The sequence below is a fragment of the Paenibacillus sp. GYB003 genome, from assembly GCF_036577625.1.
Classification (GTDB): domain Bacteria; phylum Bacillota; class Bacilli; order Paenibacillales; family NBRC-103111; genus Paenibacillus_AB.
The window spans coordinates 75,307-93,662 of sequence record NZ_JARBDC010000003.1; the positions used below are offsets into that span (position 1 = coordinate 75,307).

At 54.5% G+C, this 18,356-nt stretch carries 12 protein-coding genes; 11 read left to right on the forward strand and 1 reads right to left on the reverse strand.

Going from position 1 to position 18,356, the window contains the following annotated elements; all coding sequences use genetic code 11:
• The first annotated feature begins 10 nt into the window (after window positions 1-10).
• The 11 genes from PV407_RS02890 to PV407_RS02940 all read left to right on the forward strand — a co-directional run bounded on the left by PV407_RS02890 (window position 11) and on the right by PV407_RS02940 (window position 16,513).
• A complete protein-coding gene (locus PV407_RS02890) occupies window positions 11-1,783 on the forward strand; it encodes a cache domain-containing sensor histidine kinase (protein ID WP_332088361.1) in 1,773 nt (590 codons plus the stop codon).
• Window positions 1,780-3,393, forward strand: coding sequence for a response regulator (locus PV407_RS02895; RefSeq protein ID WP_332088362.1), 1,614 nt, complete (start codon window positions 1,780-1,782; stop codon window positions 3,391-3,393). Before PV407_RS02890 ends, PV407_RS02895 begins: the two co-directional genes overlap by 4 nt.
• Window positions 3,394-3,601: 208 nt before the next feature.
• The gene (locus PV407_RS02900) at window positions 3,602-4,909 is read left to right on the forward strand and encodes an ABC transporter substrate-binding protein (RefSeq protein WP_332088363.1); all 1,308 of its coding nucleotides are present in this window, start codon (window positions 3,602-3,604) and stop codon (window positions 4,907-4,909) included.
• Window positions 4,910-4,939: 30 nt separating this feature from the next.
• Window positions 4,940-5,953, forward strand: coding sequence for a Gfo/Idh/MocA family protein (locus PV407_RS02905; RefSeq protein ID WP_332088364.1), 1,014 nt, complete (start codon window positions 4,940-4,942; stop codon window positions 5,951-5,953).
• Between the two features lie 304 nt (window positions 5,954-6,257).
• On the forward strand, window positions 6,258-7,604 hold the full coding sequence (locus PV407_RS02910) for an ABC transporter substrate-binding protein (protein WP_332088365.1): 1,347 nt from the start codon (window positions 6,258-6,260) through the stop codon (window positions 7,602-7,604).
• A gap of 190 nt (window positions 7,605-7,794) precedes the next feature.
• The gene (locus PV407_RS02915) at window positions 7,795-8,484 is read left to right on the forward strand and encodes a response regulator transcription factor (protein ID WP_442951617.1); all 690 of its coding nucleotides are present in this window, start codon (window positions 7,795-7,797) and stop codon (window positions 8,482-8,484) included.
• A gap of 32 nt (window positions 8,485-8,516) precedes the next feature.
• Entirely contained in the window at window positions 8,517-9,602 is a 1,086-nt protein-coding gene (locus PV407_RS02920) for a sensor histidine kinase (protein WP_332088367.1), read from the forward strand.
• A gap of 307 nt (window positions 9,603-9,909) precedes the next feature.
• Window positions 9,910-11,874: an FAD-dependent oxidoreductase gene (locus tag PV407_RS02925; protein ID WP_332088368.1), complete on the forward strand. Its 1,965-nt coding sequence runs from the start codon at window positions 9,910-9,912 to the stop codon at window positions 11,872-11,874.
• A gap of 132 nt (window positions 11,875-12,006) precedes the next feature.
• A complete protein-coding gene (locus tag PV407_RS02930; protein ID WP_332088369.1) occupies window positions 12,007-13,419 on the forward strand; it encodes an ABC transporter substrate-binding protein in 1,413 nt (470 codons plus the stop codon).
• A 274-nt stretch (window positions 13,420-13,693) separates the two neighbouring features.
• The gene (locus PV407_RS02935; protein WP_332088370.1) at window positions 13,694-14,107 is read left to right on the forward strand and encodes a hypothetical protein; all 414 of its coding nucleotides are present in this window, start codon (window positions 13,694-13,696) and stop codon (window positions 14,105-14,107) included.
• 159 nt (window positions 14,108-14,266) lie between these two features.
• A complete protein-coding gene (locus tag PV407_RS02940; protein WP_332088371.1) occupies window positions 14,267-16,513 on the forward strand; it encodes an excinuclease ABC subunit UvrA in 2,247 nt (748 codons plus the stop codon).
• 209 nt (window positions 16,514-16,722) lie between these two features.
• On the opposite strand, the gene PV407_RS02945 is transcribed toward PV407_RS02940, so the two are convergent.
• Window positions 16,723-17,838 carry an AraC family transcriptional regulator gene (locus tag PV407_RS02945; protein ID WP_332088372.1) on the reverse strand — a complete coding sequence of 372 codons (1,116 nt, stop codon included), beginning with the start codon at window positions 17,836-17,838 and terminating at the stop codon, window positions 16,723-16,725.
• Between the last annotated feature and the right edge of the window lie 518 nt (window positions 17,839-18,356).

Here is an 18,356-nt window from a genome sequence, read left to right on the forward strand (position 1 = left end):
ATGCTTGCGGATGAGGAACCCGTTCAAACGGTTTTCGTTTCAGGCGACGTTTTTTGTTTCATTTCTAGCAATATCCGTACTGCTCATTCTGCTGCTCGGCATGACGAGCTATTACATGACGAATCAGGAAGTGGTGCGTCAAACGATTTCCTCCAGGATGCTGCTGCTGGACGAGATCAACAAGCAGCTCGACGTGCAGCTGCAATCGGTCGAATACGATTCGCTCGCGCTGGCGAGCAATCCGAAGCTGCTCCATTATTTGCAATATCAATATCCCGAGGACTCGTTCGAGCGGATCGGACAAACCGCCGATGTGATCGATCTGCTCAGCCGCCCGAGCTACGTGAAGGAGGGCATCCTTTCCGTTCAATTGTATGCGAAACATACGACAGCAGGCAGCCATATTGCCGGAAGCGGAGTATACGACTACGGCATGGCCGAGAAGGCTTCCTGGTACGACGAAATCAAGGATGCCGACTATAGCTGGATCGGCGCTCATCCGGTCGAAGTGGGCAATTACCCGGCGGAAGACCGGAACGTCGTCAGCTTCGCGAGAAAGGTGCTGTCCGCTGCGGGCAAGGAAGTCGGCATTCTGGTCGTGAACGTGAAATTATCCTCCCTGCAAAAGCTGGCGTTCGGCAGCACGACGGATGCGAGCCGGTTTATTCTTGATACGAATCGGAGACTCATCGCGCAATTTAACGGCGGCTCGCTTCAACCGGTATATTACGATGAAGGAAACGGCGATATTGCGGCCATCATGGACAAGTCCCCGTCCGATCAATATGCGATAGCCCGATTAAAAACGAAATCGCTGATTATTTGGAACAAGCAAACCCGCACGTCTTGGGTGACGATGGACGTCATTCCTTGGGAAACGATTACGAAAGGAAGCCGGAGCATTGCAAGCGTTATTATGATCACGGTCATGCTGTGCATCCTGCTTGCGGTCGCGATGGCCTACTTGTTGTCCGTGCAGTTCGCCGCACCGATCCGCCGGTTGATCCGCGCCATGAATGCGATGAAGGTCGGACGATGGAACGTTCGTATCGTGAACGATTACCGGAACGAGTTCGGTCATCTGAACGATCATTTCAACGAAATGGCCGAACGGATCGAAATGTTGATCGAGCAAGTGACCGAGCAAAACCGGCGCAAACGCGAAGCCGAAATTCAAGTGCTCCAGGAGCAAATCAACCCGCACTTTTTGTACAATACGCTCGATATGATGAACTGGCACGCGATCGAATCCGGCGACCGCGACATGAGCCGCATGCTCGCGCTGCTCGGCAAAATGCTGCGGATCGGGCTGTCGAGCGGAGCTTCTTTTATAAGCGTTCGCAAGGAAATGGAGCATCTGCAATGTTACGTGGAGCTGCAAACGATACGATTCAAACAAACGATCCGGTTCGTTATCCAGGTCCCGGATTCGATGAAACGATACTACATTCCGAAGCTGATCGTCCAGCCGTTCGTGGAGAATAGTCTCATTCACGGGCTGCACGGACGCGCCCGGGGGGCGGTGCGTATTACCGGCTGGGAGGATGAAGCGAGCATTCACTTTAGGATCGAGGATAACGGGCAAGGGATGAAGACGGACAACCCCGCTCCCGGAAAGGAAAATAACGGGATTCGAAATGTGCACGAACGCATTCAACTATACTTCGGGGAAGGCTACGGCGTTCGGCTGTTCAGCAAGCCCGGCGAAGGGACGAGAGTGACGCTCGATTTGCCCAAGCTGGCCGAGGAGCCGTCGCAACGGATCGGGGGGGAGCCGGCATGATCAAAGCGGTCATTGTTGACGACGATATGACGACCTTACAAGGACTTGCGCGTTCGGTGCGGTGGGAACAATTCGGAATCCGTGTAGTCGGAACGGCCATCAACGGAAAAGAGGGGCTCGAACAGATCGAGGCCCATCGGCCCGACATTATATTGACCGATATCTACATGCCGGTCATGAATGGCATCGAGATGCTGAAGGCGCTGCGCGAAGCGGGAAATACGGCGGAAGTGATCATTTTAAGCGGATACGAGGATTTCAAGTATGCCCAGTCCGCGGTAAAGCTCCGCGTCAACGATTATTTGTCGAAGCCGGCGACGCTCGACGACATCGAGCGCGTCCTGAAGGAAGCGGTGGACCAGATTTCCAAGCGGGATGCGGTTGAAAAAGAAGAGAGGGAGCTCCGAGAGCTGCTTGCGTACCATTTGCCGACGACCAAACGGCAATTGCTGAAGGGGCTGCTGGAACCCGGCTTTTGCCAAACCGGCTTTTTTCGCAAAGTGTCGGAATATTTGAAGCTCGATTTCACGGGACAAAGGTACACCGTTGTGCTTATCGAATTTTTCGCAGGCCGCGAGCGGCTCTCGCACCGGCACCGGCCGAACGATCTGGCCTTGTTCGCCTATGCGGTACAAAATATTGTGGAGGAGCTTGCGGCTCGCAAGGACGGCGTATATGTCGCCGATTTTCAGCGCAACTTGCTTTCGATCATCGTGGCGGCGCCTCTGCACCTGAAACAGGAGAGAGCAAGGCGGCAGGCCGTGCAAGTCGCGCAGGAGCTGCTTGATCACGTTCGAGATTTGTTGAAGCTGCAGGTTTGGGCCGCGGTCGGTTCGGTTGCGGAGCAAGTCGGCGATATCCCGAAGTCTTATGCGGCGGCGGTCGATCTGCTCGCAAGCCGCGAGAAATTTTCGGAAAAGCAGCTCCTGCTGCAAGAGGACGTTCGGGAGCTGGCCGCGACCGTACCGCGCCGACCGATCGAAAGCTATCAAGCCGTCGTCGACGCCATGATGCTCGGGCAGGAAGAGCTTGTGGAGACATGCATCGATGAGCTGACGCGCGTTCTTCGGGAGGGAAAAGCCCCCAGCATCAACGATTTGAGGGAATTCGCGATCGATATTGTCGGCATCGTGTCACTCGCCTTGCACGAGCACGGACTGCAGATCGAGCATTTTCGTGCGAACTTTTCCATATACAAGGAGCTGGAGCTCTTTTGCGGCATTTCGGATTTTTCCGGTTGGCTGCGCGATTTGCTTATTCCGATTTGCCGGGCGATGCACGAGCGCAGCTCGCATAAGCACCGCAAAACGATCGATTTCATCAAGCGGTACGTACAGCAGCATTATGCGGAGGATATTACGCTCGACCTCATTGCCGAGAAGGTGTATTTGACACGCAATTATTTAAGCCAAATATTCAAGCAGGAAACCGGCGAAAATTATAACAGCTACTTGACGCGCGTACGAATGGAAAAAGCGAAGGAGCTGCTTTTGACCGGGAACTATAAAGTATTCGAAATCTCGCAAATCGTCGGCTATAAAAACAACGCCTACTTCAGCCAATTATTCAAGAAGCATACCGGCTATTATCCGTCCGAACTGAACAAATAACAAGATCCTGCCGCCGCTTCCGCCGAGAAGCGCTTCTTTTTTTGGTCCCGTCCGCAATCCGTATATTTTTAATATTTATTGTAGATTCGTCTTATTTTAATGAAAATCGGCCGTTTTTTATAATGGGATTGTACGAAAGAAAACCTAGAGGGGGGCATGTTCGATGATGACGCGGAGCCGATCGGCAAGACGGGTGCTCGGTTCATGCATGGCTTTCACTTTATTGGGCGGTTTGATCGCGGGCTGCGTTCCAACGGAAAAGAAAAGCGGCGACCAGCCCGGCGCCGGCCCGAATCCGTCGGAAGCGGGTCAAAACGTGGAACTGCGCTTTGCCTGGTGGGGCAGTCAAGGCAGGCACGACAGAACGCTGAAGGCGATCGAAAAATTCCAGCAGCTTCATCCGAACGTCAAAATCAAGCCGGAGTATACGAGCTTCGACGGCTACTGGGAGAAGCTGTCCACCCAGGTCGCCGGCAACAATGCGCCCGACTTGATGCAGATGAGCATTCTGTACATGAAAGAGTATTCCGACCGGGGAGTGCTCGCCGATCTTGCTCCTTATTCGAACAAAGAGATTCGAATCGACGATTTGAACAAGGAAGTGATCGCCAATCAGGGAACGATCAACGGCAAGCTGACCGGGTTGCCGGTTTCGGACAATGCGTCCGTGCTTATCTACAACAAAGAAATGTATCAGCAGGCCGGCGTAGAGCCGCCGAAGCTGGACATGACCTGGAACGAATATTTCGACAAGGCGCGCGAAATCAAGTCGAAGCTCGGCGGCAAAGTATACGGCGCCTTCGATATGTCGGCGTCGCTGGAAGCGTTTATGTATTATGCATTTTCCGTAGGGGACACGCTCTATAAAGGCAACAGGCTCGGATATAACGATCAGACGTTCCGGAATTGGCTGACCATGTGGGACGATGCCCGAAAGGAAGGGATCGTGCCGACCGCCTCGATGACCGCGTCGTTTTTGCCGCTCGGCAACTTCGATCCGAACAAGGACGCGCTGATGAGAGGAATCGTCCCGATCATCGGCCCTCAATTTACGGCGACGTTCCCGGCGTACGAAAACGTCATGAAGGACAAAATCGACATGGTATCTTTCCCGAAGGACAAGCACAGCGGAAGCGTGCTTCTGCCCGCCATGTTTTTGTCCATGTCGGCCAAATCGAAGCATCCGAAGGAAGCGGCGATGTTTCTGGACTTTTTCCTCAATTCGAAGGAGGCCGCCGACGTGCTAGAAATCGAGCGAGGGCTTCCGGAGAACAAACAAATAATGGACTATTTGGCTCCGCGATTTAACGAACGCGACAAAAAGATGGTCAGGATGCTCGAACACGTCACGAACAACAAACCCGGCATGTACGACGGCGGGCCGAAAGGGGCGGGCGAGGTGTCGAAACTGTTCGAACAGACGGTGCAAAAGCTGCAGTTCGGCAAGGCGTCCGTCGACGATGTCGTCGCCGAATTCCGCAAGGAAGCCGACAAAATTTTCGAGAAAAACAATTAAAGCGCAAGCGGCGAAGGAGGAGCGTCCGGCATGAGCGAACGCCAATTTTCCGTAATCGGCTGCCAGCATGCACATATCGGAATTTTTATAAGCGAAATGCTGGAGATGGGCTACAGCTGCGCCGGGATATACGAAGAGGAGCAAAACGGGCTTTCCCGCGCCTTGTCCGCCAAATACGGAATACCTTTGACGCGCGACAAGGAAGCGTTGCTCGGCGACTCCGTCGTCGTAGTCGGCTGCGCGGCGGTTAACGACGAAAAAATCGACGTCATCGAATTGTGCGAAAGTCGGGGCAAGCATGTGATGGTGGACAAGCCCGCCGCGGTGAACGCGGACGGACTGCGGCGCCTACAGGCGGTTGTCCGGAGAAACGGCATCCAAATCGGCATGCTGCTGACCGAGCGGTTTCATCCGGCCATCTATACGTTAAAGAAACAGATCGAGCGGGGCGCGCTCGGCGAGATCGTGACCGTCGGGATGCGCAAGCCTCATCGCCTCGATGCGGCCTCCCGCCCGGCATGGTTTTTTTCCAAACGGCAGTCCGGCGGCATTCTGATCGACCTGCTTGTCCACGATTTCGACCTTTTGCGCTGGTTGACCGGCAAAGAGATCGAATCGGTCGGCGGATACGTCGGAAAAACGATTATGCCCGAGCAGCCGACCTTTTATAATTCGGCCAGCGTGCAGGTGTCGATGGAGGATTGCATCGTTGCCCAGCTTTACGCCGATTGGCATTCGCCGGTCGGGAGCTGGACCTGGGGCGACGGACGCATATTCGTCACCGGGACGGAAAGCTTCGTAGAGCTCAGACTGCACGGCGACCCGTTGGTCGGACGGGATCCGGTCGTCATACGGTCGACGGACGGCGAGTCCGTCGATATGCTGCCCGCGCTGAAGCCGCCCTGCACGATTACGGAAGATTTCATGAGACGGATCGGCGGAGAGGACGGCATCGTCACGCACGAAGATATCGTCAAGGCGACGGAGGCGACGATCCGGGCCGACAGTCAGGTGACGTACTTGAACCGATATGAAACCGAATGAACGATCGAAAAGCTGCGAATATCGCGGCTTTTTGTTTTTTCGGGAACCGGTTCTCAGAGCCCGAAATCATCAAACCGAACGGGAAAAATAGATAAAGTGCACGAAAGTACAAATTGTTCACTCCAATCAAACGCCGAAACTGTCGTAACCTTCATCCATATGACGCGATGTGCAGTTTCTTTTGCGGGGCGTCTGCCCGTATGATGGTAACGTTTGGGGCGGGCGTCGTCATGCGAACGGGTTCGACCCGTTCGATTGCGCGCAGCATGCCGGTATTCAGAAGAACGGAGGGGGAGCTGTCGAAGTGAGGAAGTTGTACGTACAACTTGTAAAGAAAGCGAGGTCTGCTGTTTTGGTTACAAACAAAGGGTCGATGTTGTTCATGCTGTTGATGGCGGCAGGGAGCCTATTAGCCGGGTGCGGCGGGGGAAAAGAAAGCAAACCGGGTCAAGCCGCGGAGCCTGTCACGATTACTTTCTACTTACCGTACGCGGGGGATACGGAAACGTTCATGGAGCAGTACGGCAACGCGATCGTCAAAAAGTTTCCGCATGTTACATTAAAAACGGTCCAACCCCCGGATACTAACGTGGCGGGTCATCTGGCCAACGTGCTTTCTTCGCAGGAGCCGATTGATATTTTCCTGAACGGCGATACGAATCATTACCGGTACATTACGCCGTTTCATTTCCAGAACGACCTGACGGACATGATCAAGAGCAGGGGCTACGATTTGACCCGTCTCGAGACAAGCACGGCAGAGGCAGTGAAAGCCCTTTCTCCGAACGGCGAAATGTATGCGCTGCCTCTCCGGATGAATGTCATGTCCCTTTTGTACAATAAAGACATTTTCGATAAATTCGCGGTTCCGTATCCAACGGACGGAATGACATGGGACGAAGCGTACGAGCTTGCGAAGCGAGTCACCCGTAAAGAGGGGGAAACGCAGTACAGGGGCTTTATTACCCAATCTTACAGCATCGCTTGGCAAAACCAAATGTCCCTGGGATTTGCCGACCCCAAAACGGATAAACCGTTATTTTATTCCGACGTGCGTTGGGCGCAGTTGGTCCGGAACATCAACCGTTTCTACGAGATTCCGGGCAACGCCTTGGCGGAAGGCAGCTTTAGCGGCATCAACAATTTATTCTATAAAACCAAAGTAGCGGCCATGTATGCCGCCTCGATTCCCGGAACGCCGCAAGATGTGAATTGGGATTTGGTCAGTTTGCCGGAATTTGGCCATCTTCGAGGTGTCGGTTCGCAGGCCTCGCTCACCATGGCTTATATCGTAAGCACGAGCAAGCATAAGGAGCAGGCGTTCGACATCATCGCCTACATGACCAGCGATGAGTATCAAACCGAAATGGCCAAAAAGGCACTGGGGCTTCCGGTAGTCAAGACACAATCGGTCAAAGACGCTTTCGGTCAAGACAACCCGAATCTTGTTGGGAAAAACCTGAAAGCGCTGACCCGAAACAAACCGGCCGCGCCGTTCCAGCAATCGCCTTATCAAGCGATTACGAACAATCAGCTTGAAAAGCTGTGGTACCAGCTCGGCAAAGGCCAGCTCGACATCAATACGGCCTTGCGCACGGCGGATGAAAATGCCGTGAAGGAGATCGAGAAATTGAAAGCATCCGGTCAATAGTCACCGTTACCGGAGGGACAAGCACTTATTTCGTCTCGAAACCGCGAATGATCGCGGTTTTTTTTGTGCCGATATGCACACATGAAATAGCAGCGAATGGGAAAACCGGACGATTTTTGATATAGTTTATAAGCGTGTACGTACGAGTATGCAGGATGTCGATTATCGGTGAGGCGGAGGGTTTGCCATGTTGGGGGGAACGATTCTCCTGGTTGACGACGAGAAGGAAATTACGCAGTTGCTCGAAATTTATTTGAAAAACGAAGGATTTACGCTGCTGACGGCCAACGACGGCCTGGAGGCGTTGGAGCTGCTGAAAACGCATCAGGTCGATTTGATCATTCTCGATGTGATGATGCCGCGCATGGACGGCATTCAGGCTTGCATGAAAATACGCGAGGACAAGCAGATGCCGATCATCATGCTGTCGGCCAAAGGTCAGGAAATCGACAAAATTACCGGCTTAAGCATCGGCGCCGACGATTATGTCGTCAAACCGTTCAGCCCGCTGGAAATGCTGGCCCGGGTCAAATCGCAGCTGCGCCGCTATCGCCAGCTCAACGGCTTGCCCGGGAAGAACGACAACGAAATCGTGATCGACGAGCTCGTCATCAACACGGCGACGCATAAAGTGATCGTGGATCAGGTCGAGGCGCGATTGACCCCGCGCGAATTCGCCATTCTGCACGTATTGGCCCGCAACCGGGGAATCGTGCTGAGCATGGAGCAAATATACGAGGCGGTATGGAACGAGCCGTTCTACGAGTCCAACAATACGGTCATGGTCCACATTCGCAAAATCCGCGAAAAAATCGAGAAAGATCCGAGCGCGCCCCTGTATATCAAAACCGTATGGGGAATCGGCTATACGATCGAATAATCGCGCGGATAAGCGGGATCGGGAGGACGCACATGAAACACAGCTTTATCTATACGATGCGCTGGAAGTTTATCCTCGCCTTCATCCTCAGCATCGCGTCCGCGGCCGCAACCGTGCTGATCGCTTACCGGGTGCTGCTTGTATTGGTGCATGTGGAGCCGTTCACCGTACCCATCAGCTGGGTCGTGAACCGGATCGGATCGACGCCGGTTATGGTCGTAGCCGGAGGCCTTTTGTTTCTCGTCTATTTTTTCATATTCAGCAGCAAAATTCTCGGTTATTTGGAGGAAATTACGCGCGGTCTCCAGGAAATCGCGAAAGGCAATTTGAACTATACGATCGTGACGAAATCGGCGGACGAGCTGGGAACCGTGGCCGAGCATTTCAACCGGATGACGGAAAAACTGCGCAAATCGATCGAGGAAGAACGGAATGCGGAGCGGACGAAAAACGAGCTGATCACCGGGGTTTCCCACGATTTGCGCACGCCGCTTACGTCGGTTCTCGGCTATTTGGAGCTGATTGAGTCCGATCGATACAGCGACGAGGTGGAGCTGCGCTATTACACCCATATCGCCTACGAGAAGACGAAAAACTTGAAGAAGCTGATCGACCGACTGTTCGAATATACGTCGCTTAGCGGAGAAGGCATCGAGCTGCAGCTCAAGAAAGTGAACATTTACGGCTTCCTGAAGCAATTGGCCGAGGAATTCATTCCGCAGCTGTCGAAGGCGGGCATGTCGTGCCGGATGGCGGCGGAAGATGACGGCATGTTCATTCGGGCCGACGGCCATCAGCTCATGCGCGCTTACGAAAACTTGATCTCAAACGCGATCCGCTACGGCGGCAAGGGCAAATATGTCGATATCCGCATCGGCAAGGACGACAACGCCGTCGTGGTGGAGGTCGTCAATTACGGCGAACCGATTGCAGCCAGAGATTTGCCATTCATCTTCGAACGTTTTTATCGCGCCGATCGTTCCCGGACGTCGCAAAACGGCGGAACGGGGCTTGGACTAGCCATCGCCAAAAGCATCGTCGAGCTGCACGGCGGTCAAATTAGCGCCCGAAGCGACCGCAAGGAAACGGTGTTCGAAACGAGGTTCCCGCTTATTTGAGAGGCGAAACGGACTGTCGGCGACGAATGCGATACAGAACTTCCGGAACAAGATAATAATCGCAAAAGGGACTTCATCATCTTTCGGTCGGCCAGCGTGTTCGGGTCGGCCTCTTTGTTTTGGTCGGCGTTCAGAGCTTGTCGCCCAACTCTTAATTTTTTTTAAGGATCCTTTAAGCGGCCCATAAGCGAGCGAAAATGAGGCATTAACTTTTACGCCCTATAATGGGTACGTGCATTAGGATTTGCGGCCCGGCTGCAGGCGAAGGCCGTGTTCCGAAGCATAATCATCATGACGAGGTGTTCCGATGTCGAAAAAATGGCTATTTGCAATGATCATCCTGGTGGTCGCCCTGCTGGGAATCGGGGCCGGCTTGTACAGCTGGCAATTGGGAGAACGGCGTTCCAGCGGTGCATTACCGACCCAATCTGCGCATTCGGCGAACGCCGTCAAGAAGGTGCCGCAGGAAGTCGTATCCGTCGAAGCGCCGAAAGACAGCTACGATCTGGTCGTAGTCGGAACCGATCCGGAAGGAATCGCGGCGGCGGTTTCGGCGGCTCGCAACGGACTGCGTACGCTTCTTGTGGACGGCCGGGGACGCGATGTGTTAGGCGGACTCATGACTGTCGGCTGGCTGAACAGCATCGATATGAACTGGGACCGGACGTCGACTCCGTTGCCGGGGCAGGAGCGGGACTATTTGAACAAAGGCATTTTTACGGAATGGTACAAGAAGACGGAAGGCCATTCTTTCGACGTCGTTACGGCGGCGGACGCTTTCTACAATCTCGTTCGGGCGGAAAGCGGCATCGACCTGTACATGAAGGCCGCCGCCGTCGAGCCGATCGTCAAGCAGGACAACCGGTCGAATACGGTCGAGGGCGTCGTCGTAACGATGGCCGACGGCTCCAAGCAGCGCGTGCAGTCCAAGGCGGTGATCGACGCCACGCAGGATGCGGACATAGCCGCCGCCGCAGGGGCTTCGTTTACGATCGGGCGCGAAGATTTGGGCGACAAAAACTCGCGGATGGCCGTAACCGCCGTGTTTCGCTTGAAGCATATCGACGACAAAGCATGGAAACGGATCGCCAAACGGCTGAACGAGGACGGCGACAGCAATACCGGCGTCGATAAAATGTCCGCCTGGGGCTACGGCAACGAAATGAAAGATTACGAGCCGCTCAACAAGGAACGGACCAAAATGCGCGGTCTCAATATAGGCCGCCAGCTGGACGATACGATTTTGATCAATGCGCTGCAAATTTTCGGAGTCGACGGGTTGAGCGAGGCATCGCGGCGGGAGGGGCTGGAAATCGACAAGCGGGAAATTCCGCACGTCGTCGATTATTTGAAGCAGTTCGAGGAGTTTAAAAACGCCGAGCTGGACGCGATCGCTCCCGAGCTGTACGTGCGCGAGACGAGGCATTTGATCGGCTTGTACCGGCTCAGCGTCATCGATTTGCTGGAAAATGCGGACCAATGGGACCGGATCGCGTTCGGCTCCTATCCCGAGGATATTCAGCGGACGTCGCCGTCCGACAATGGTGCGGTTGTCGTCCATCCGCTCAAGTATGCGGTGCCTTTCCGCAGCATCGTTCCTCTGCATGTGGACGGCCTGCTTGTCGTGGGACGCTCGGCGAGCTACGATACGCTGGCGCACGGCAGCGCGCGCGTCATTCCGCTCGGCATGGCCGAGGGGCAAGCGGCCGGGGCCGCGGTCAAGCTGGCTGTCGAACGGAACATGTCTTTCGCCGACTTGTCGCAATCGAAGCCGCTGATCGCCGAGCTGCAGAAGCGTCTGGTCGATCAAGGCATGGAGCTCGCGCCGTATACGCCGGAGCCGCAGCCGTACATGAAGCATCCGGCGTATGAGGGGCTGAAGATGGCCGTTTATACGGGAATCGCCGTCGGCTCGTACGGCAACGAGGCGTTCAAGCTGGACAACCCGTCCAATGCGCAGCGGATGGTCAATCAAGTGAATCAGATCAGGCGGACGTATAAGACGGCTTTTCAAGGAGACCCTTCCGCCGCATTGAAACAGATCGCCGAGCCGGCCAAGCAGCCGCTTTCCTTGCAGCAGGCAAGCTTGACCATCGCGAAGGGACTCGGCCTGGACGCCGCCGCCGAAACCGCCCGAGCCGAGCTGGAGAGCAGAGGACTGCTGACCAAGGAAACGGTCGCCATGATCCGGGACGAGCGGAAGCTCACCGACGGCGAGGCTTACATGATGCTCAAGGATGCGATCGAGAAGGCGGCGGGAGCGAAGTTTTAACGGTTCTGAAACATTATTTCCTGAAATGGTAAAAGTTTGATTTCTACATATGATCTTGGTAAGCTGAATCTGTAAGTCTATGAATGGTTGAACGAATAGACTAAGAACGCGGAACGAAAGGTGGAGAACCCGTTGAAACGACGGACGACGATCGGGGCGGCGGCTTTGGCCGCGGCGGCCGCCGTGCTGGCCGGCTGCAATGCTGCGGGAGGCGACGAGAAGAAGCTGAAGCAGCTCGGCAAGGACGAGCAGGCGACGATCAAAGTGATGAGCACGGTTGACGAGCGATATTTTTTTCAACTGTACGGGGCGTTGTTTTCGGCCAAATACCCGAATATCGACGTACAGGTGGCATCGACGCAGGGAGCTATTAAGTACGGCCCCGACACCGACTACAACAAAGAATTGTATAGATTTATCGATGAGCAGAAGCCGGACGTTCTGCTGCTGACGCTCGACCAGTACGAAAAATTGGCGGAGGAAGGACGGTTGTACGAGCTCGACTCCGTCATCAAGCAGGACAAGTTCGATTTGAACGGAATACTGCCTTCCGTGATCGAGACGATCAAATCGCGGAGCGGCGCCAGACTGTACGGACTGGCCCCCGGATTCAGCGCGCAAGCGCTGTTCTACAATAAAACGTTGTTCGACAGTCAGGGCGTTCCGCATCCGCAGGACGGAATGACCTGGGAGCAAACCATCGAGCTGGCGAAACGATTCGCGTCGACCGGCAGCGAGGCGAACCGTCCGTACGGACTCAGTCTCAATACGAGGGACAGCGTTTTCCGGTTCATCCTGATGCTCGGCACGACGAAAGGGCTCAGCTATGTCGATCCGACCGGTGCGACGCTGACGTTGAAGAGCGACGGCTGGAAAAGGACGGCTCAGCTGGCGCTGGACGCGTTCAAGTCGAAGGCGATTTACCAATCGGATCAACAATTCCGCAGCGGAACGATGGAAGACTATTACAGGCAGGATCCGTTTATCGGCGGCAAAACGGCGATGACGATCAACGGCACTTATTTTATCGATTCGTTGAAGCAGGCAAAGGCGCTCCTGAAGGAAAGTATGCCGCAATGGGATCTCGTTTCGCTTCCGGCCGATCCGGGCAATCCGGAAAACTTAGCCACGATTTCGGTCAATCAAATTTTCGCGGTTAACGCGCAATCCGCGAACCTGCGTGCGGCGTGGGAATTCGTCAAATACGTGGGCGGCGACGAGTACGCCCGGGTGACTTCGAAATCGCCGGCGATGGGCAGCATGACCTCGCGCATAGCCTATTTGAAAGATCCGGAAGGCCGCAACATCGAGGCGTTTTACAAAGGCAAGAGCGGAATGTCTTCCGCAAGCAAAGCGTTGTCGAACGTGCCGAATAGCTTTATCGGTCAATTGTATCCGATCGCGGAAGCGGAATTCAAAGAAGCGCTGGAAGGGAAAAAGTCGCTCGACGACGCGCTGCAAACGATACAGGACAAAGGACAAGTCGAGCTGACGAAGGCGAAGCAGGCGCAGGAGCAGAGCAAGGAAAGTCAGGAAAGTAAATAGATGGCTCCCGTCGGTCCGACGGGAAGGGAAGGGCTGCCGGTTTGGATCGGCAGCCCTCGCGCCCGCTATCGGATATTGATCGTCAATAACTTTATGTAGGATGGCGGTGAGGACAATAGATCGCAGTCGTTTGCGGAGATTAAGGTTATTTGAATTATTTTGCATCATTATCGCAGGTTTGATATGTATTGTGCTTGCCGAAGTCGCTTTATGGCACTCCCATTCTTCCGTAGTGGTTTTCAGGATCATCGTTATAATGGGGTTTTTACTTACAATGAAAGAAGTTACTCCAGCCCACGGCTGGTCCGTCTATAAGATCGTTCCTTGGCTTAAAGAGCTGAAAGAGTACGAAGGCGAACGGTTCAAGAAGCCGTTGGGAAGACGGACCTCAAAGAAGACATTGCCGATCGTGCTCGGCGTCTTGGTCGCGATTTCCTTCGCGTTTCCGCCGGAACGGGACCCAAGGCATACGACGCTGCTTTTGGGCGATTGGTTGTCCATCATGAGTTGGCTTTTGATTATGGCGATCGTACATTGGCTCGTCTGCAAAATCAAAGTGGACGCCGGGGAGGCGGGGAGATTTAAGGGAGTACCGTCGCTGCTCTATATTCTAGGTTTTTTTTCTCTATTGCCTATCATGCATTATAGAAATTGTTTTGAACAATTCGTCATCCGCTTGATGAGTTAATGTATGGCTTGACATAACGCCAAATGGCAACCTATAATCAAAACGTCACCATTCGGTGTCCAAATAGGAGCGCGACATCCATACGGCTGTACGAACTAATCGGTCTCTTGCGGCGTTTCAACCGATAAGGATTATAATACGAGTCAAGGGAGGTATCTTATGATCCAAGAGTATATAGAAATCCGCGGCGCCCGGGAAAATAACCTGAAAGATGTATCGTTACGCATTCCCAAGCGCAAAATTACCATTTTTACCGGAGTATCCGGATCCGGCAAGTCATCGATCGTATTCGATACGATCGCCTCCGAATCCCAGCGTTTGCTGAACGAAAACTTCAGCATGTTCGTCCGCAATTTTCTGCCGCGTTATCCGCAACCGGATGCAGACGCGATCGAGAACCTGAGCATGGCTGTCGTTGTGGATCAGAAGCGGCTGGGCGGCGGTTCCCATTCCACGATGGGCACGATTACCGATATTTCCCCCATTCTTCGTCTTCTCTTCTCCCGAGTGGGTCAACCTTATGTTGGACAACCGTACATGTTTTCGTTTAACGATCCTCAGGGCATGTGTCCCGAGTGCAACGGGATCGGGCGCCGGCTCGGTGTCGAGATGAGCATGGCGCTCGACATGTCGAAGTCGTTGAATGAAGGGGCAATCCTGCTGCCGGACTACTCGCTGGACGGCTGGGAATGGAACATGATCGTGCAGCCGGGATTTTTCGATCCCGACAAGAAGCTGAGCGATTATTCGAACGAGGAACTGGACCTGCTGCTGTACGGCAAGGCGAGGAAAGTGGAGATGCAGTTCGGCGGGAAAACCATGAATATTACATGGGAAGGCGTCATCGAGAAGTTTACCAACAAGTACATCAAGCGGGATGTGAAGACGATGTCCGAGCGCACGCAACGAGCGGTCGCGCCGTACATCTCCGAGGGTCCCTGCACCAGCTGCCGCGGCGCGAGGCTCAGTCAGGCGGCGCTCGGATGCAGGATCAACGGACTCAATATTGCGGAGATGTCCGCCATGGAGGTCGGGCAGCTCATCCGCGTCATTCGGGAGATTGACGACCCGATCGCCGCGCCGATCGTCAAGTCGCTGACGGAGCGGCTGCAGCATCTGGTCGATATCGGACTTGACTACTTGACGCTGGACCGCGAGACGGATACATTGTCCGGCGGCGAGTCGCAGCGCGTCAAGATGGTGAAGCACCTGAGCGGCAGTCTGGTGGATGTCACCTACATTTTCGATGAGCCCAGCGTCGGCCTGCACCCCCGCGATGTACACCGGTTAAACGGACTGCTTCAGAAGCTGCGCGACAAAGGCAATACCGTGATTGTCGTCGAGCACGATCCCGATGTGATCAAGGTGGCGGATCATATCGTCGACGTCGGGCCGTACGCCGGCAGCCGCGGCGGTACCATCATGTATGAAGGAAGCTATCAAGGCCTGCTGGAGTCGGGAACACTGACAGGCACCCATATGAAGCGGGCGCTCGAGCTGAAGCGCGATTGCAGGCAGCCGTCCGGCAAGCTGTCCATCCAGGACGCTACTTTGCACAATCTGCGGAACGTCAATGTCGATATTCCGACCGGAGTGCTGACCGTAGTTACGGGTGTAGCCGGTTCGGGCAAAAGTACGCTGATCAACGAAATATTCCTCGGCCGGCATCCCGATGCGATCGTCATCGACCAATCGGCTGTAGGAGTGTCGACACGTTCGAATCCCGCAACTTATACGGGCATTATGGACGATGTGCGCAAGGCGTTCGCAGCCGCGAACAAAGTGAACCAAGGCTTGTTCAGCTTTAACTCCAAGGGGGCTTGCGAAAACTGTCAAGGGCTGGGCGTCGTCTATACAGACCTTGCATTTCTCGACAGCGTGAAGCTGCCGTGCGAAGTATGCGGAGGCAGACGGTTCAAGGAAGAGGTGCTCGCGTACAAGCTGAACGGCAAGTCCATTGCGGAAGTGCTGGAGATGACGGTGGAGCAGGCCTTGGAGTTTTTCGAGCTAAAAGAGGTTGTGCGCAAGCTCCAGGCGATGAGTGACGTGGGGCTGAACTATATTACGCTCGGCCAACCGCTCAGCACGCTCTCGGGCGGGGAATGCCAGCGCATCAAGCTGGCCAGCGAGCTGTATAAGAAGGGCAGCATCTACGTGATGGACGAGCCGACGACCGGCCTGCATATGTCGGATATCGGCCATCTTCTGGGGATCATGAACCGACTGGTGGATGCAGGCAATACGGTGATCGTCATCGAGCATAATCTCGAGGTCATCAGCCAAGCGGATTGGATCATCGATATGGGGCCGGACGGAGGAAGCAAAGGCGGCCGGGTCGTGTTCGAGGGCACTCCTGCTCAGATCGTCCATGCGGAGCAGTCGATCACGGGTAAATATTTGATTTGATGTAAGGCGTCAAATCGCTTGACGGCATTCAATGCCCATCAAGCGATTTTTTTTTACGCGTATGCCGGCCGAAACCGATTTCGGGTTTGGCAACAGCATGTATTTTCTAAACAAAAAGGACAGCGCCAAGCCTGGACATCGCGGGAGATCGCGCTAAAGAGTCGGTGCTGCTCCTTTTATCGGGTAGCGTGCAAAAGCGGCAATTGCCTTTACATATTCAGCAGCTCGTCGATGATCCGCATTCTCCCTGTAGTCGACCAGCTCATGCCGAACCAGTTGCCGATGTAACGCACGTTGCCGCTTCTTACCGCTTTCATCGAGTGCCATTCGGCGGAGGCTTGAATGCTCCGATAAACGACTTCATCCTCGGGATCGTAAAAGTGGTTCTGGACCCATAGATGATCGGTGCCCAGATTCGGGTATTTGTCCGGCGAAAACTCCACATTCATCAGATTGGACGGCACGCAGAAGCCGGGCTTCAGGCCCAGCTCGGAGTAGATCAACTCGTTCGTTGGATGTTGGCCGGCTCCTTGAATACGGATCAGCTTATGCACGACCCGCATGATCGTGACCGTCTGGTTGCCGAACCGACGGCTCAAAATCTCTTTGGCCTCGCGAAGCCTGCGCTCCAGCAACCGCATATGGTGGGCGGCCTCCTTTTCTCTCCCGATCAGCTCTGCAAGACGGCGGTTAACCGTCCGCCAATCCATACAATAATCGAGAATGTGCGTAGGGGCGATCCGACTTAGCTGGTTCTTGTACGGAAGATGATAGTGGTCGGCGATGATCAGCTCGGGTTCCGTCTCGCGGATGCGGTTGAGGTGCTTCCCGAGCAGCTCCCGGTGCTCCTCCTCGTTCATCGTTTTCGTCTGGTGGCAGTTGGCGGCATAAACCGGATTCATCCCGAGCGACTGCAGGATTTCGTGAAACCGCAGGCACGAGACGGCGGCCACGCGAATGTCTTTCCGGTTCCTATACATGGTGGGGGAAATCCCGACATGCTTCTTGAACATCCGGCTGAAGTAAAATTCGTTGCCGAAGCCGCTCGCAGCCGATACCTCCTTCACGGAATGCTTTTTCTCCAGAAGCATGTTTTTGGCATGGGCGATCCGAAGGCCGTTCAAATAATCGATCGGCGAAGTCCCCTTCAATCTCTTAAATTCTCGCGAGTAAGAGGTAGGCGTGAATCCGGCGATTTCGGACAACGTCTCCAGCGTCACTTTCCCCTGATAGTGGTTGTGCATATAGTCGATGCTGGGATAAATCCCCTTAACCTGCAGCTGCCGCTTCTCCGCCTCCGGCCGGGGGACGCTATGCCGGATCATGAAGTGAACGAGCTCCTGAAACATCGCATTCCGCACAAAAGCGGAAGTTGCCCCGGCGCGATAAGCGTCATACAGAGATTCTACCCGTTCCAAGGCGACCGCATCGGAATGAAGCGGGACAACGCCCGGAGACAGCGGCCATAGCGAACGGTACGGATCGGAACCGGGCAGGGCGGCATCTCTCGAAATATCGAGTCGGCGAAGAAATAGAATATAGCAGGCGAGGGAATCGGCATGGAGCTCGACATTGATCGGCATGCCGGGTACGAGCAGACAGAACCGGTTCGGCTTCATCGCATCCGACGAATCGCCGCAATGGAGCAAGCCCTCGCCCTGCGTGATATAAAGAAGAGCCGGGGCGGGGAGGGGGCCGAACGATCGGGGCCCGCCTCCCGCATATTGTCGCCGAAAAATAGAGGAGAGCAGCAGTAAGGGAGTCGTTCTCACGATACCTCATCCTTCGAATCATCGATTGATAATCATTCTCAATTATATTCAAATTCCACTTCGTCATCAAC